The organism is Limosilactobacillus vaginalis DSM 5837 = ATCC 49540 (assembly GCF_000159435.1).
Lineage (GTDB): Bacteria > Bacillota > Bacilli > Lactobacillales > Lactobacillaceae > Limosilactobacillus > Limosilactobacillus vaginalis.
This window is the reverse complement of the sequence record NZ_GG693415.1, coordinates 83,411-100,346: the sequence shown is the minus strand read 5'-3', so window position 1 is coordinate 100,346 and position 16,936 is coordinate 83,411. Positions and strand designations below refer to the sequence as shown.

Here is a 16,936-nt window from a genome sequence, read left to right as displayed (position 1 = left end):
AAAAAGACTGGTTTTTTCACCAGTCTCACTTATATTTGATTATTCAGCTTCAATCAAACCATAACGGCCATCTTTACGACGGTAAACAATGCTGGTTCCGTCGGTTTCAGCATCTTGGAAAACAAAGAAGTCATGTCCAAGCATGTCCATTTGGAGAACAGCTTCTTCTGGATCCATTGGTTTGAGTGAGATTTGCTTTGTCCGCACAATCTTTAAGTCATCTTGACTTTCAGCATCGTCATCGGTTGGGACAAATTCTAAGCTCTTGAAACCCTTTTCACGTGACTTCCGGTTAACCTTAGTCTTGTACTTCCGAATTTGCCGTTCAAGCTTATCGGTAACGAGGTCAACACTACCGTACATGTCATTAGAAGTTTCTTCGGCCCGTAATGTAAGGTATGGTAACGGAATAGTAACTTCTACCTTGTAAGTACGGTTAGGATAAACTTTTAAGTTCACATGGGCAGTTGCTTCTACGTTGTCTTCGAAGAACTTTTGTAACTTATTAATCCGCTTTACCACATAATCACGAATTGAATCAGTTACTTCGATATTTTCACCACGAATATTGAACTTTAACATAGTAATTTCTCCTTTCAGTTCAAGCAATTTGCTTGATCTGGTATCAGAAGGACCACTCTTCTCATATCCTTAATTATATTATAGTGTAGTTAATACTATTTAACAAATAGATCAGGGGAATATTTAGATTTTTTTAACGAGCAAGCGAAAGGCTTTGTACGCGTTTACAGCCATTCTGATAGCAAAGTTCTGCAGCATGATATAAGGTTCGTCCGGTGGTGTAAATATCATCAACTAAGAGAACCTTCCGCCCGCGCAAGTTAATATCTTTATCAAGAAAGAACGGCTGCTTAGTTTTGAGCCGCGATTGACGGTCTTTCTTTGATTGGGCTACTTTTTGCTTTTCACGATGTTTTATCAATTCCGTATACTGAACGTTTTCTATCAATCCCGTCACCTGATTAAAGCCTCGTGTTCTCATAGTATGATTAGTAACGGGAATCGGAACTAAAAAGTCATAATCCATTTGGTTAATTACTTTTTGTAGTGATTGTTGAAAAACTGCCCGCAAATGATACTGCCCTTGGAATTTATACTGTTGCATGAACTCTCTCATTGCCTGGTTATAATGGAAAATCGGGTAGTGGCTTAAATGCCACCCATATTGTTGTTGCCACCTTCGACAATCACCACATAAATTCCCATCATTCTCACGCCCGCAGCCTTGACAAGCATCCTTATCAGAATAACGATTAAATTTTTGAAAGCAATCATCGCAAACTACCTGTTCTCTGATTGGCCCAGGAAAAATGATCTCACTAATCGTTAATTTTTTTGTTAATGAATGGTTACAAAGCAAGCAATTAGCCATGAAGCAACCGCCGACCTTTCCGATTCATATAAGCAATTTGTCGCTGAGCTTCCCGGACTTGGCGACTATATGACTGAATCCAGAACATCACTTTGCCGGTAGGGCGACTAGCCGAACGTCCTGCCCGTCCCGCAATTTGAACTAGCGCCGACGATGAAAAGACCTGATCATCAGCACCAAGAACAAAAACGTCAATTTCCGGGAAAGTAACCCCACGTTCTAAAATTGAGGTAGTAATTAAGAATTCATACTTTCCTTCTCGCATTTGCTGAACCTTTTCAAGTCGCTTAGGATCTGCAGCATGAACGGTAGTAAATTTCTTATCAGTTAAGATTTTTTGCAAGCATAAAAAAGTTGGTTGGAGATCTGAAACATGGGGAACAAATAGGAGGCAGCAATGATTGACCAGCGTCTTTTTCAATTCATTCAAGAGTCTGTTAGGGAGTCTTCTTCGTTGCAACTGTTTTCGCCAATCAAATGTTAGAAAGAGTTTAATTTGGGGAAGAAGGTTCCCGTGATACCGGAGCGGAAGATAACTAACCATTAATTTTTTCTTGTTAATTTGACTGACTAGTTCTTTCCCGGGAGTCGCGGTCATGAACAATATACCGCCATTTTCTTTAACGGCCTGTTTAGTAGCAAAAAGCAATGCCGAATTAGCAGCATACGGGAAGGAATCAACCTCGTCAATAATTAAATTATCAAAGGCATGGTAAAAGCGTAACAACTGGTGAGTCGTGCAAATTGTCAGCTGACGATACTTATATTCCTGTGGCGCTCTCCCATGAAGAAGTGCAATTGGAAAATCAGCAAAAGCAGCTTGGAGTCTAGGATATAGTTCCAGACAAACATCAACCCGTGGTGACGCAATTGCTACCCGCTCACCCCGTTTCAACGCGGCAGCAACTCCTGCAAAAATCATTTCCGTCTTTCCTGCACCAGTAACTGCCCATAACAATTGGTGACAATGCTGATCCATTCGCTCTTTCACCATTGTCGACACCCTAGTTTGTAATGATGAAAGTTGCCCCATCCACGTTAAAATGCGATCAGGAATTTCAAATTGATTTGGTTCTGGAACATGGTAAAATTTATCAAGAGTTGAAACCCGTCCTAATGTAACGCATTGTGGGCAATAGTATTGCCGATTAGGCATTTCAGTAACGCCCTTATTTGTTACCGTTCCACAGCGCAAACAGGTAATCGTCTTTTCTCCTACCTTCAATGTTGGTAAAGTCTGAATTTGCTGACTTTCAATTGGTAATCGTTCTATTTGAGGGCATAGTACTCGCCGCCCATATAATTCACTAATATCCATTCTGGTCCCTCCCATTAAGTTAATACGGAAAAAGATCAGGAATTCATCAAAGGAGTAATAATTAATGTCAGAACCATTTCTCACTATCGCTAAAAACACTAGCAACGAGATGGTCATCAAAAAATCTCGTTTCATATGTTCAATTGCCCGGGTAACCTCTGATGAAGCAGCCCAACAATTTATTAACCAAATTAGTACCGAAAACAGAAAGGCAACTCACAACTGCTATGCCTACATGGTCGGCGATCGTGACCAAATTCAACGAGAAAGCGACAACGGTGAGCCGAGTGGTACAGCCGGAGTACCAATTTTAGAATCACTTCAGTTAGCTAAGCTCCATAATGTAGTTGCCGTTGTTACCCGTTATTTTGGCGGAATCAAGCTAGGTGCTGGGGGACTTATTCGTGCCTATAGCAACTCCACTACCAATGCAATCCACAAAGCAGGACTAGTTCAACTGGTTACTCAAGCTATTCTTGAAATCACCGTTAGTTATGCACAACATGATTCACTTCTCCACTATCTAAAAGAATACAAGATCGAGGTTGCTGATGAGCAATTTAGTGCTACTGTGCAAACAAACGTCTATGTTGATGAGGATAAAGTTGATACTTTTACTAAGTTACTAATCGATCGCTTTAACGATCAATTAACGATCAAAAAAGGAACCTCGCGCGAACACGAGATTCCATATCTTACTGACTAGTTTAATACTGCTTCAATTACGTTAAGAATAACGATAAGCAGCAATAAAATAATAACCCATGTGGTGACCACCTTTGTTTTGTGATCACCACTTTTTAATTTTGACCAATTAAAGCCAATATAGGAAACAATTAGGAGAAATGTCCCTAGTATCCCGATCAAATCAGAGTGAAAGCCAAACCGATCAAGACTGTAGCCGCCCATTAAGAACAGGCCACTAGCAAACAGCAAGCCCAAGACAATATTTCTTTTTCTCACGTTATCCACCCCGCAAATAATTTCCCGGGAAATTTCAAGCTAACTTTTGTATAACATTGAAAACTGCCCTGAACTTCATTAGTATTCATTACTCATGTAAATGATAATTGTAGCTTGCAACAACAATGTTCTGACGCGAATTAAGAACCGTCCGTAGCCGAACACTCGTCTGGTTATGGAGGGCAAGCTGCCATGGGTGCTTAGGGATAAATTGCGGAACTAAGACAGTGGTTGAATAGTTACGAGCAGCTGCTCTTTTAGCAATTACGTCCACAAACCGCAAAGTTGGCTTAGCAATAGACCGATACGACGAATGAATATCGACAAAACGAACATCTGGAAATTCAGCCTTAAATTCATTAGCTGTCTTGTGCTCTTTGCCCGGATTTTCATCAAACGAAACGTGCATTGCGATCACGTAATCACCAATGGAACGGGCATAGTTAATTGCTCCCCGAGTAACTCGCGTAACGTTCCCAACTAGAACAATGACGGTTGCGCCATCATAGTCATGTAACTGCACCTTTGTCTTTTCGGCAACCCGCAATTGCTTGGCAACCTTAATGTAGTGACGGTGAATTGCATGAAACATGTAAAGCAATAACGGCATGATAATTAGGTACGGCCAAACATTGCCAAAGTGCTGCCAGAATAATGCAAGAACTAACGCAAGCGAAATCAGTGCACCAACAAGGTTAATAAATGCTTTCCCTAACCAGAAGCCTTCACGTTCACGGAACCAGTGAATAATCATCCCGGATTGAGACAGTGTGAACGGAACAAAGACCCCAACGGCATAAAGCGGAATTAACATGTTGGTTTGTCCATGGAAGATCAAAATCAGGATAATTGCGCCAACTGCTAACGAGATAATCCCGTTAGAATAGCCTAAGCGATCCCCACGATCCATGAATGCGTGAGGCATGTACTTGTCTTTAGCCATGTTAAAAGCAAGAATTGGGAAAGCAGAAAACCCAGTATTAGCAGCAACAGCAAGGATCATTGCCGTTGATAATTGAAGAAGGTAAAAGCCAATCCCATGGCCTCCAAATACGGCAAGACCAATTTGCGAAAGCACGGTAGTCCGTTTATTAGGGACAATTCCAAAGTAAAAACCGTAGAAGATAATGGCAATGAAGAAGATTGCCAGGATCGTACTCATAATTGCCAGAGTAACCGAAGCGTTCTTTTCCTTTGGCTTATTAAAGTTTGGTACAGCATTACTTACCGCTTCAACCCCAGTTAATGAAGATGACCCAGCAGAGAATGCACGAACAAACAGTACAAATGTCATCCCCGTAACTGGAGTTCCATAATCAGCAGGTGCTTGATAATGAACTTGTCCCGTGATGATATTGTAAGCACCCCAAAGGATCATTACAGAAATCATAATTACGAAAAAGTAAACCGGAATTGTCAGGAAATTAGCACTCTCACTCATTCCCCGCAGGTTCATGAACATAATTAATAGAACAATAACGATTGCAATTGGAACAGAGAACCGGTAAAGTGCCGGGATTGCAGAAGTAATCGCTTCTACTCCTGATGTTGTAGAAACCGCTACGGTTAACATATAGTCAACTAACAGAGATCCCCCGGCAAACAATCCACCATTGCTTCCCCAATTTCGGGTAGCAACAACATAGGCACCACCACCGCTTGGGTACGCACGAATGATTTGCTGATACGAAAGAGTAATTGCTAGCAACAGCAATAATACGATTGCGGCAATCGGAATCGAATACCACATTGCCATCGCAGACAAGGTTACTAAAACCGTAGTAATCTGCTCTGGACCATAAGCGACTGACGAAATTGCGTCGGATGACAGCATCGCTAATGCTTTAAATTTAGTTAGGTGAGTTTGCCCCTCATCTAAAGTTTTCAAAGGTTTCCCAATTAAAACTCGTTTAATATAACGCCACATACTATCCTCCCAATATTCATGGAATGTAATCGTTTAATCGATTTCGGATAACTGAACAATAATACAATTATTTTAACTTCTTTGCAATTGCTAAGACAAGACGTAATTACTATTAACCGTCCATTTTTATTTAAGTCGCTCATTAACTTTCTTGGCTGCCGGGTCGACTTTAGTCATTCGACTGTTAACTGCCCAAGCATAAAAGAATAAGGAAACTAAAATAATCACAATGAAATCAAATGGGTACGGGATCCAGTTTTGACCACCGAAGCCCTCACTCCCTGCATAAGAAATTAAGGAGATAAAAATCATATAACAAATTAACCATGCGGCACTTCTCAGCTGCTGACGCCAATTTGTCTTTTGATAGCGCCATTCATAGTAAAGATAAATCGGTAGACCAAGTGCAATCACAAAAATTACCTGAACCGTTGTTGGCCACATTGTCCAATAAATTGCCAACCCCGTTACCACAAACGCGAATGGTGCCAGCCACTTCATATAGTTAGGTGCAAACGGCCGTTTTAATTCTGGTGCCATTTTTCGTAAAGAAATAACCGTTACCGGCCCAGTTAAGTAGGCAATCAGAGTTGAGCCAGTGATAACCGTTGCTAACAAGCTCCAGTTCCGGAAGACGTTTACCAAAATCGTGGCTAAAATCAAGTCAGCAACCATCGCAAATCGTGGGATCATATAACGACGCTCCAACCGGCCAAGCCATTTTGGCAAGTGTCCAGTATGGGTCATTGCGGCCAATGCTCGTGATGCCGTTGCTACAAACGCAACCCCTGTCCCAAATGGTGAAACAAACGCATCCATGTATAAGAGAATTGCTAACCAGTTCAAACTCAGCAAAATTGCAATATCAGCAAATGGTGACGCAAAGTTAATTCCATGCCAGCCACTCTTTGCTAGTGACGCAGGACTAATCGCACCGATAAATGCTACTTGAAGCATGATATAAATTGCAGCAGTAATCAGCATCGAAATTAAGACTCCCCGCACAATATTCTTATGCGGATTAACCATTTCGCCACCCATATTAATGACAGTTTGGAAAGCATCATACGACATGATAATTCCGGATACCGCTGCTGCTTCGAATATTGAACGACTCCCGTATGGCATGAACGTCTGAACATTATGGCCAAAGTTCCCAGCATGAAAGCCACTAATGATTAGCATTACAATCGTTAAAGTCGGTAATAGAATCTTAAACACTGAAATTAAATTGGTGAAACGAGTCATTAATTTAACAGACCAAAAGTTAATTAAGGTAAAAATCACCATAAAAATGAATACAACGAACATCCCCATTGGAGTAACGTTGCCCCCGCTAACAAAGTGATGAGTCCAGTTAGCCCATGACCATGGCCATGAACTCATATATTGAACAGATGCAACTGCTTCCATTGGGACAAGAGTAATCAATGAAATCCAGTTAGCCCAAGCCGCAATAAAGCCGAGAAGCGAGCCGTGACTATATTGTGCATAGCGACTCATTCCACCGCTTTCTGGAAACATTGCCCCCAATTCAACGTAGGTCAGGGCGATGCTGATTATAATAACCGCACCAATAATCCATGAAATAATTGCTGCCGGTCCAGCAACCTTAGCAGCGGTCCCGGCACCAAATAGCCACCCAGAACCGATCAACGAATTCAGTGCCAGCATTACACCGGAAAATAACGTAATTTTATGCCGTTTCAACTTATCCATGCTTTCTCTCCCGTTAGCTTCTTCTTTTGAATAGACAATTTATCATACCACTAACTTTAACACTTTGTTATCAAAATCAAAAAATACAAGCATCATTTGATAAATATATAATTATTATTTATTTTTTTAATTTTAAAATAGCGCTCCGCTTTAATTAATTTACTAAGGCAATCGCTCGATAATATAAATGATAATTGCCACAAATGAAATGATGGGATGAGAATAAAATTGGTTAATCATGTTGATTTTTACCTTTGGCGCAGTTGCTGCTTCAATCACCTCGCCATTTATTGGTAAGGGATTAGAAAAATTCAATTTTAAGCTGATGTATATTATCGGGATCGTCCTATCAGCATTAGCTTACGTTGTTTTCGGAATTAGTACTAGACTTCCAGTTTTTGTTAAAATAATCTAAAACGAAAGGAGTCATTATGAATTATTTCATCACTAGCCGTGAAGACATCAAAACTTCAGCGATTGAACTAGCTCAAGTTAAACGACTACAAATTTTTGATTACCTTCATCAACCAGCCAAGATTGTGACCATGTATTATAATTTTGCTCATCTTGATGCTGAAAACAAGCTAGGTACTAGCGGACGGGTAATTAATCTTTTCCAATTTTACCAACGACTTCCTTATCATATGGATCCAGGCTTCGATCAATCCCTTATTAAGCAAATTTTAAATGTTCCAGGTTATCAGGTAAAAGGCAACCAGGCTGAACGCAATGGGAAAGTGCGAATTAAAGTTAACCAAGATAATAATCGTCTTTACTATGTCGATTATTTAGATCAGTATGGGTTTACTGATCGGCGTGACTATTATGATTGTGGATGCAAAACTTATACCGAATTCTTTGAAGATCGCGCCCGGCTAGTTTGTCGGCAATACTATGACCAGTCAGGAGCGGTCAAAATAACTTATCATTATCGTGGTGGTCAGGGAAACATCCCCGTTCTTACTCTGATCCAATTAGTTGATCAGAATCAAGAATTACAGTTTGATAACCAAAACGAATTTCGCGCATACTTTCTTGATCAGCTAGTTGCTAACGATCCTGATGCATTATTAATTAATGATCGTTCTGACGTGACATTAGCCGCTTTTCGGTTAATGCATACCTCTCCGCGACGCTACCAAGTTTTTCATTCTGCATTTACCCAAGATGGACAAAGTAACAGTGAGATCTCACCTATTTACCAGCCCATTAATGAAATGCTAAATCAAGGACAGCTAACTGGACTGATCTCATCAACAAAACGCGAAGCAATGGATGCCAGTCGCCGTTTCAATACCAATATGAGTTTCGCCATTCCGGTAACTTTCCTTAGCCAAACACAACTTGAGAAAAGCATTCCACCCACCCAACGGCAGGTCGGTCATTTTATTGCCGTTGCCCGTCTTACAAAGGTTAAACAACTTGATCAATTAATTAACGTTATCATCCGCCTTCATGAAGATTTCCCTAAAGTACAACTAGATATTTACGGCTATTCTGATGGTTGGAATAATTATCAAACAGTGAACGAACTTAAAAAGATTATTAATAACCAAGGTGCTGATCACTACATCCATTTCTGTGGTTATCAACATGATCTTACTCGAGTCTACGAAACTGCCCAAGCTGAAATTCTAACAAGTCAGTACGAAGGATTTGCCATGGCACTATTAGAAGCGCAAGGGCATGGTTGCCCAGCAATTAGTTATGATATTAACTATGGTCCCACTGAAATTATTGATAATAATATTAGCGGGGAACTAATTCCGGCTAATGATTGTGATGCCCTTTACCAAAGTTTGCGCCAACTACTGGTTGATCCTGAATTATCTCATCGGTACACACAAAATGCTCAACATGCCGCTGCTAAATTTTCCCTTAACGAGGTTGCTAAAAAATGGCAGGATTTTCTCAAAAAAGCTTAATTAAATAATTTTTCTTACAAAAAATTGGATTAACTGCTTTAAAGCAAAAAGACTATCAGCCCTTTCATTCTATAACAAAGGACTGACAGTCTTTTAATTAATTAGATTTAATTTGTGATTAGCGAAATTACATCATGCCACCCATGCCGGCACCGCCTTGTGGTGCAGCAGGAGCTTGATTATCCTTTGGTTCTGGCTTATCTGCAACAACGGCTTCAGTTGTAAGAAGCAATGCAGATACTGAAGCGGCATTTTGAAGGGCAGACCGGGTAACCTTAGTTGGGTCAACAATTCCGGCTTCAACCATGTCTTCAAACTTACCGTCAGCAGCATTGTAACCAATTCCTGGCTTTTCGCTCTTCAATTGGTTAACAATAACTGAACCTTCAACACCAGCATTTTCAGCAATTTGCCGAACTGGTGCTTCTAGAGCTGCCTTAACGATTTGAACACCAGTAGCCTCGTCACCAGTTGCTTCAACCTTATCCAAGGCTGGAAGAACATTAACTAATGCAGTACCACCACCAGGAACAAATCCTTCTTGAACAGCAGCCCGGGTAGCGTTCAAAGCATCCTCGATCCGGTACTTCTTTTCCTTCATTTCAGTTTCAGTTGCGGCACCAACACGAACAACGGCAACTCCACCAGAAAGCTTTGCCAAACGTTCTTGAAGCTTTTCCTTGTCAAAGTCAGAGGTTGCTTTACTGATAGCTTGCTTAATTTGGTCAACCCGTTCAGCGATGGCTTCCTTAGCACCAGCACCATCAACAATTGTAGTGCTGTCCTTAGTAACCGTTACCTTGTTAGCTTGGCCTAATTGATCAACAGTAGCGTCCTTCAAGTTCATGCCAAGGTCATCAGAAATAACAGTACCGCCAGTCAATACAGCAATATCTTGTAATTGAGCCTTCCGCCGGTCACCAAAGCCAGGAGCTTTAACAGCAACAACATTAAAGGTCCCACGAATCTTGTTCAAGACAAGGGTTGGAAGAGCTTCACCAGTAATGTCATCGGCAATAATCAGGAGAGCACGGCCTTCTTGAACAACTGATTGAAGAAGTGGCAAAATGTCTTGGATGTTGCTGATCTTCTTATCGGTGATCAGGATGTATGGGTTGTCCAAATCAGCTTCCATCTTATCATTGTCAGTTACCATGTATTGTGACATGTAACCACGGTCGAAGCTCATCCCTTCAACAACGTCAACACTTGTATCAACACCACGGGAGTCTTCAAGGGTGATAACACCATCATTACCAACCTTTTCCATGGCATCGGCAATCAACTTACCAACTTCCTTGTTGTCAGCAGAAATGGAAGCAATTTGGGCAATGTCGTCCTTAGTCTTAACATCGTGTGACATCTTCTTCAAAGCTTCAACGGCTGCCCGAGTAGCCTTGTCAATTCCACGACGAACACCAACTGGGTTAGCACCAGCAGTAACATTCTTCATTCCGGCATTAACGATTGCTTGAGTCAATACAGTAGCAGTAGTAGTACCATCACCGGCAATATCGTTAGTCTTGGAAGCTACTTCAGAAACAAGCTTTGCCCCCATGTTTTCAAAGTGGTTTTCCAATTCAATGCTCTTGGCAATTGTGACACCATCATTAGTAATAGTTGGTGTGCCATAGCTTTGTTCAAGGACAACATTCCGTCCCTTTGGACCCATAGTAGTCTTAACAGTATTTGCTAACTTATCAACACCATGGAGCATTTCGTTCCGGGCGTCTTCAGAAAACTTAATTTCTTTTGCCATATATTATTCACCTCAAAATTAAAATCTGTAACGTTTTTGATTAATCCTGCTAATTAGTCGATTACGGCTACAAGATCCTTTTCATGAACAACGAGGTACTTCTCACCGTTGTATTCAACTTCATTTCCAGCGTACTTATCAAAGAGGACCCGATCGCCTTCCTTAACAGCTGGTGCTAACTTTTCACCATTGTCTAATGTTCGGCCAGCACCAACAGCAATAACCTTACCTGTTGTTGGCTTTTCCTTAACGTTTGAAGCAAGAACAATACCACCGACTGTCTTTTCTTCTTCAGTTTCAGCTTTAAGAACCACGCGATCTCCTAATGGTTTTAACACGTTAATCCCTCCATTTTGATAATCAAAAGTTAATTTAGCACTCTCGTCTTCCAAGTGCTAATTACATTTTCTACTATACCATTTTTAGAGTTGATTGCAACCAATATACCCTTCAGACGATGCTAACTAAAAAGTCGCCGGCAATTACATTTAGCGTAACTACCGACGATTTTATAATTTAGTTTGTTTTTTCATCATGATTATTTTCAGCATAATTCTTGATAAAGTAAATTAATGTTTGAAGTTCATTAGTCAAGTCAATATTTTGAACCTGGACATTCTTTGGAACTGATAGACGAACGGGTGTGAAGTTCAAGATTCCCTTTACCCCAACACTAACTAATTGATCCGCAACCTTTTGGGAAGTTGAGCTTGGAACAGTCAAGATCACGGCATCAATCTGTTGTTCCTTAATCTGCTTTTGCATTTCACTTGCTGGATAAATTGGAATCCCGCTCTTTACGGTGTTTGCTAATTCAGGCTTAGTATCGAACGCTGCGCTAATCCGTAAGTTAGTATCTTGATGGAAATTATAGTTAAGAAGCGCACTCCCTAATGAACCGACTCCAACAAGGGCCACGTTAGTAAGAGTATCCTGATTTAGGATCCCCTTGAAGAAATTCAACAGGCTCTCAACATCGTAACCATAGCCCCGCTTACCCAATTCACCAAAATAAGAAAAGTCACGACGAATAGTTGCGGAATCAACCTGAACCGCCTCTGAGAGTTCCGTTGATGAAACCCGTCGCTTATTTGCACTTAATAGTACGCTAAGGTAACGGTAATAAATTGGTAAACGCTTTGCCGTTGCCTTAGGAATTTTCTTGGTAGCCATTCTTTGTTATTCCTCCTACGATATTTTTATATTATTCAACATTAGTGAGCTTATATTTTCTACTCAATTTTGCTAGTTTGTGAAATCCAATTCTCTTATTATTCTAGCAACAAACTCTCTCATTGTGAACACTCAAACAAAATTATTTTCAAAAATTTTTTCATTTGCTTAATCATTAACGTAATTTACAAGCTAAACTTTGTGAAATCAAGGCTAACCAGCGTATAATGGAAAAGTACATCTTTTGAAGAACGAGGTAAACAAAATGATTCTTTTGCAAGCCAATAATGTAATGCGTCGTTTTGGCGCTGATGTCCTCTTTCATGACATCAATCTCCAAATTCAGGAACATGGCCGGACAGCCCTTGTCGGTCGCAATGGTGCCGGGAAAACGACCCTCTTAAAAATGATTGCCGGAATCACTAGCCCCGATGAAGGGACAATTTCTAAAAGCAAGGATCTAACTATCGGTTACCTGGCTCAGGATCAAGGGTTAGATAGCCAAAATAGTATCTGGGCCGAACTTGATCTAGTATTTGCTCCTCTCCATAAAATGGAAAAGCAAATTCACCAGTTAGAAAACCAGTTAGCTTCACTCGATCCAGCAACTAAAGAATTCCAGCTAACAACGGAAAAATATTCTCAGCTCCAATCTGCTTTCAAGAAACAGGGCGGTTTTGAATACGAGTCACGAATGCGGGGAATCTTAAAAGGATTTGGGTTTGAAGAAGCTGACTACCAAACTGCGATCAATTCCCTATCTGGAGGACAAAAGACAAAACTAGCCCTTGCTAAAATTCTTTTGCAGTCCCCTGATCTTTTGATCCTAGACGAACCAACAAACCACTTAGATATGAACGTTCTTGCATGGCTAGAAGATTATCTAAAGAGCTATCAGGGCGCACTGCTTGTCGTTTCTCACGACCGGTACTTCCTTGATCGAGTTGTTTCTGATATTTACGATCTCGATAACCATACGTTGCGTCATTATACTGGCAATTACACCCAATTTATGCAGCATAAACAAGAATGGCTTACTGCTGAATGGAAGCACTACGAACAACAGCAAAAGAAGATTGCAAAGCTTGAAGACTTTGTCAACCGCAACATTGTTCGGGCTTCAACCACAAAACGTGCTCAGGCGCGTCGGAAACAACTAGAAAAAATGGATCGGATGGATCGTCCCGAGACTGACGATCGGTCAATCCACTTCCATTTTCACAGTGATAAGGATAGTGGTAACGAAGTCCTGGATGTTGACCGCGCAGTAGTTGGTTATAATGATCAAAAGCTTGCCGGGCCGCTTTCGTTTTCCGTTCGTAAGCCCCAACGAGTTGGAATCATTGGGCCCAACGGAATCGGTAAATCAACCCTGCTAAAGTCAATTTTGGATCGGATCCCACTGATTAGCGGTTCGATTAAACTAGGCGCTAACTTGCAAATTGGTTACTACGATCAGGAACAGCAGCAGCTTCATCCCGAAAAATCTGTTTTAAATGAAGTTTGGGACGATCACTCAAACGTTCCTGAAAAGGATATTCGCTCCCTACTTGGTAGTTTTCTCTTCGTTGGCGATGATGTTTATAAACTTGTCCATGACCTTTCCGGTGGCGAAAAAGCTCGCCTAGAGTTAACTAAGCTTTCTTTTAAACCAATCAACTTCTTAATTCTTGATGAACCAACGAACCACTTAGATATTGATAGTCGTGAAGTCCTTGAGAACGCAATCAACGAGTTCTCTGGCACGGTACTATTTATTTCCCACGACCGGTACTTTATTAACCAAGTTGCCACGGATGTTCTTGACATGAGCGCTACCGGAATTAAGCATTATGAAGGTGACTATGATGACTACCTTGAAGCCGTCAATAAGGAATTAGCTTCAACTGCAGGACAGGATGAGCAACAAGTAAACTCAACAGCTAAGCCCAAAAAATCCAGCGCTCAACAGTCTTACCAGCAAAGTAAGGAAACTCAGCGAGCCCGGCGAAAGCTTCAGCGACAAGTTGACAAGTTAGAAGATCAAATGGCTTCCCTTGAAGAACAGTCACAAGCAATTCAAGAGCAGATGAGTCAACCAGAAGTTGCTACTGATATTGGACAACTCGCGGATTTGCAAAAACAACTGAATAAGTTAAATGAACAGTCTGAAGAAGTCGAGTTGGAGTGGACTAATGCAGCCGAGGAGCTAGAAAAGTTTGATCAAGAAAATAGTTGACTTTTAACCAAGAAGAAAGTAAACTGCAATCAAATGATCCAAGTAGGAAGTTCCAGAGAATAGTGGTCATCGGCTGAAAGCCACTTACATAATTCCGAATCCTAATCATTATTAATCCAACACGTAAATAATATTTTTGAAAAAGAGTAAAGCATGTCTTTGAACGAGGATGGTAACGCCGTAACTGGTGCCTCGACTTAGGCATGTTTTTTGTTTAGAAGGGATGGTTAATATGGGAAAGCAGCATCAACGCATTGTTGTTAAAGTTGGGACAAGTAGTTTAATCTACCCCAACGGTCAGGTTAATTTACGGACAATTGACCGCCTGGCGTATACTCTTGCAACGCTGAATCATCAAGGTTACGAAATGGTTTTAGTTTCTTCAGGTGCGATTGGTGTTGGCCTTGCCAGTCTCGGCTTAACAAAGCGGCCAGCTGAAATTGCTCAGCAACAGGCCCTGGCCGCAATTGGTCAAACCGAGTTAATGCGGATCTATTCGCAACGATTTCTGGATTATCAGACTAAGGTCGGACAAATTTTATTAACCCGAGATGTCCTTGACTACCCGGTTAGCCGTCAGCACATTCTTAATACGATCGAAACTCTTCTTGGTGATGCGGTTGTCCCAATTATCAACGAAAATGATCCAGTTTCAGTTGATGAGCTGGATCACCACACTACTTTCAGTGATAACGATGAACTCTCTGCCCAAGTTGCGACTAAAATTAAGGCTGATCTGTTAATCGTTCTTTCTGACATCGATGCCTTTTATAATCGTGATCCGCATAAATTTACCGATGCCCAACCCATTCGTCACGTTAATCAAATGACTCCAGAACTTGAGCAAGCCGCAAGTGGTAGCAGTACCCAATTTGGCACCGGTGGGATGGTCACTAAGCTCCGCGCCGCTGCCACTATTATGCAAGCTAACCAGCACATGGTCCTTTGCAACGGCCGTGATCCCAAAATCATCTTCCAAATCCTCGACGGTAGCGAAGAAGTGGGAACAAGGTTTGGAAAATAGAGTGCGAGCCAGCAAAGAACTTGCGGAAAGCTAACAATTTCTCCCGACTAGATGCTGGAAGCATCTGCGAGGGAGGTTGTTAGCTCTAGCAAGTTCCTGGCAAGCAGATCTTGACTCAGTTGCCTAGAACCTTAGCTCGAGGAAAGTCACGGCGAACACATTTCGACTCAGTCGCCTAAAACACTAGCTCTAGCAAGCCCTGGCGAACAAAGACTACATAACAATAGGAGAAAACTCAAAATTCAACCAAGGAGGATCATATCATGACATCACTCAATCAAATCGGTAAACAAGCGCAAATAGCTGCACGACAATTAGCAATTCTTGATACTGCATCTAAAAATAAGGGCCTAATTGCAATGGCTGATGCTTTAATAGCCAATCAAACTGCTATTCTTACAGCAAATAAACAAGACTTAGCTAATGCTAATGAAATGCCAAAGAAGTTTCTTGACCGCTTAATGCTCAACGAACAGCGAATCACTGACATGGCAAATGGTCTTCGTTCTATCGCCCAACTTTCCGATCCGACCGCGCAAATTGACCGGGGATGGATTAGTGCTGACGGATTACAAATTATTCAACGGCGAGTTCCATTGGGTGTCATTGGGATTATTTTTGAAGCCCGACCAAACGTTACTGCTGATGCTGCTGGTCTTACTTTTAAAAGTGGTAATGCGGTAATTCTCCGTGGCGGTAAGGAAGCATTACAAACTAACCTGGCAATTGCCAAGGCCCTTCGCGAGGCTCTTACCCAATCCGGGCTTCCAGCCGATGCTATTCAAATGGTCGCTGATCCAAGCCATCAAAGTGCTCAGGAAATGATGAATTTAACTAAGTATATTGATGTCCTCATCCCCCGAGGTGGCCGCGGCCTGATTCAACGAGTTGTTAAAACTGCAACCGTTCCGGTAATTGAAACAGGAGCCGGTAACTGTCACGTTTACGTCGATCGTGATGCCGATCTTGAAATGGCAACTGCAATTGCGGTTAACGCCAAGGTTCAACGCCCATCCGTCTGCAACGCTGCTGAAAAGCTACTAATTCATCGTCAGGTAGCTTCAACCTACTTACCAGTGATTGCTAAAGCATTAATCAAACACGGTGTTCAACTTCGCGGTGATGAAGCGGCACGGAAAATTGTTCCCGAGATTATCCCAGTAACCGCAGAAGACTGGGACACTGAGTACAATGATCTCATTATGGCGGTTAAAGTTGTTGACAGTCTTGATGCTGCAATCACTCACATTAATGACCATAGTACCCATCACTCCGAAACAATTATCACTAATAACTTAGAACGAGGACGGAAATTCCAGGAGCAAATTGACTCTGCGTGTGTTTACGTTAACGCTTCTACCCGGTTTACGGATGGCGGAATGTTTGGCTTCGGTGCTGAAATTGGTATTAGTACCCAAAAGCTTCATGCTCGTGGACCAATGGGGCTACACCAGTTAACAACGATTAAGTATGAAATTACCGGTAATGGACAAATCCGGAAATAAAAAAATGTGAGC

At 41.4% G+C, this 16,936-nt stretch carries 14 protein-coding genes and 1 pseudogene; 6 read left to right on the top strand and 9 right to left on the bottom strand.

What is annotated here, in order from left to right:
- Positions 1-39: 39 nt before the first annotated feature.
- From hpf to HMPREF0549_RS07010, 3 genes are all read right to left on the bottom strand, one after another.
- Complete coding sequence (hpf, locus tag HMPREF0549_RS07020; RefSeq protein ID WP_040531589.1) at positions 40-582, bottom strand: ribosome hibernation-promoting factor, HPF/YfiA family; 543 nt, start codon at positions 580-582, stop codon at positions 40-42.
- Between the two features lie 133 nt (positions 583-715).
- Entirely contained in the window at positions 716-1,393 is a 678-nt protein-coding gene (locus tag HMPREF0549_RS07015) for a ComF family protein (protein ID WP_003717577.1), read from the bottom strand.
- Positions 1,386-2,711, bottom strand: coding sequence for an ATP-dependent helicase ComFA (locus tag HMPREF0549_RS07010; protein WP_040531586.1), 1,326 nt, complete (start codon positions 2,709-2,711; stop codon positions 1,386-1,388). The genes HMPREF0549_RS07015 and HMPREF0549_RS07010 overlap by 8 nt, the downstream gene beginning before the upstream one ends.
- A 64-nt stretch (positions 2,712-2,775) precedes the next feature.
- Between HMPREF0549_RS07010 and HMPREF0549_RS07005 the strand changes: the two genes are divergently transcribed.
- Positions 2,776-3,417: a YigZ family protein gene (locus tag HMPREF0549_RS07005; RefSeq protein WP_003717575.1), complete on the top strand. Its 642-nt coding sequence runs from the start codon at positions 2,776-2,778 to the stop codon at positions 3,415-3,417.
- Here HMPREF0549_RS07005 and HMPREF0549_RS07000 read toward each other — a convergent pair.
- From HMPREF0549_RS07000 to HMPREF0549_RS06990, 3 genes are all read right to left on the bottom strand, one after another.
- A complete protein-coding gene (locus tag HMPREF0549_RS07000) occupies positions 3,414-3,674 on the bottom strand; it encodes a hypothetical protein (protein WP_040531583.1) in 261 nt (86 codons plus the stop codon). The two genes, HMPREF0549_RS07005 and HMPREF0549_RS07000, sit on opposite strands and share 4 nt — an antisense overlap.
- A gap of 88 nt (positions 3,675-3,762) precedes the next feature.
- The gene (gene kimA, locus HMPREF0549_RS06995) at positions 3,763-5,601 is read right to left on the bottom strand and encodes a potassium transporter KimA (RefSeq protein ID WP_003717573.1); all 1,839 of its coding nucleotides are present in this window, start codon (positions 5,599-5,601) and stop codon (positions 3,763-3,765) included.
- Between the two features lie 126 nt (positions 5,602-5,727).
- Positions 5,728-7,320, bottom strand: coding sequence for an APC family permease (locus tag HMPREF0549_RS06990; protein ID WP_003717572.1), 1,593 nt, complete (start codon positions 7,318-7,320; stop codon positions 5,728-5,730).
- A 241-nt stretch (positions 7,321-7,561) separates the two neighbouring features.
- Between HMPREF0549_RS06990 and HMPREF0549_RS10155 the strand changes: the two are divergent.
- Both HMPREF0549_RS10155 and HMPREF0549_RS06985 read left to right on the top strand, forming a co-directional pair.
- A pseudogene (locus HMPREF0549_RS10155) lies at positions 7,562-7,720 on the top strand (conjugated bile salt MFS transporter); the annotation flags it as partial.
- Positions 7,721-7,751: 31 nt separating this feature from the next.
- Positions 7,752-9,245: a glycosyltransferase gene (locus HMPREF0549_RS06985; RefSeq protein WP_003717570.1), complete on the top strand. Its 1,494-nt coding sequence runs from the start codon at positions 7,752-7,754 to the stop codon at positions 9,243-9,245.
- A gap of 127 nt (positions 9,246-9,372) precedes the next feature.
- Here HMPREF0549_RS06985 and groL read toward each other — a convergent pair whose 3' ends face one another.
- The 3 genes from groL to HMPREF0549_RS06970 form a co-directional block, all read right to left on the bottom strand.
- On the bottom strand, positions 9,373-11,004 hold the full coding sequence (groL, locus tag HMPREF0549_RS06980; protein WP_003717569.1) for a chaperonin GroEL: 1,632 nt from the start codon (positions 11,002-11,004) through the stop codon (positions 9,373-9,375).
- A gap of 53 nt (positions 11,005-11,057) precedes the next feature.
- Complete coding sequence (gene groES / locus HMPREF0549_RS06975) at positions 11,058-11,342, bottom strand: co-chaperone GroES (RefSeq protein ID WP_040531580.1); 285 nt, start codon at positions 11,340-11,342, stop codon at positions 11,058-11,060.
- A gap of 178 nt (positions 11,343-11,520) precedes the next feature.
- Complete coding sequence (locus HMPREF0549_RS06970) at positions 11,521-12,177, bottom strand: redox-sensing transcriptional repressor Rex (protein ID WP_003717567.1); 657 nt, start codon at positions 12,175-12,177, stop codon at positions 11,521-11,523.
- Positions 12,178-12,442: 265 nt separating this feature from the next.
- Between HMPREF0549_RS06970 and HMPREF0549_RS06965 the strand changes: the two genes are divergently transcribed.
- The 3 genes from HMPREF0549_RS06965 (at position 12,443) to HMPREF0549_RS06955 (ending at position 16,924) form a co-directional block, all read left to right on the top strand.
- Positions 12,443-14,395, top strand: a complete 1,953-nt coding sequence (locus HMPREF0549_RS06965) for an ABC-F family ATP-binding cassette domain-containing protein (protein WP_003717566.1) — start codon at positions 12,443-12,445, stop codon at positions 14,393-14,395.
- Between the two features lie 223 nt (positions 14,396-14,618).
- Positions 14,619-15,419, top strand: coding sequence for a glutamate 5-kinase (gene proB, locus HMPREF0549_RS06960; RefSeq protein WP_003717565.1), 801 nt, complete (start codon positions 14,619-14,621; stop codon positions 15,417-15,419).
- A gap of 263 nt (positions 15,420-15,682) precedes the next feature.
- The gene (locus HMPREF0549_RS06955) at positions 15,683-16,924 is read left to right on the top strand and encodes a glutamate-5-semialdehyde dehydrogenase (protein WP_003717564.1); all 1,242 of its coding nucleotides are present in this window, start codon (positions 15,683-15,685) and stop codon (positions 16,922-16,924) included.
- The last annotated feature ends 12 nt before the right edge of the window (positions 16,925-16,936 follow it).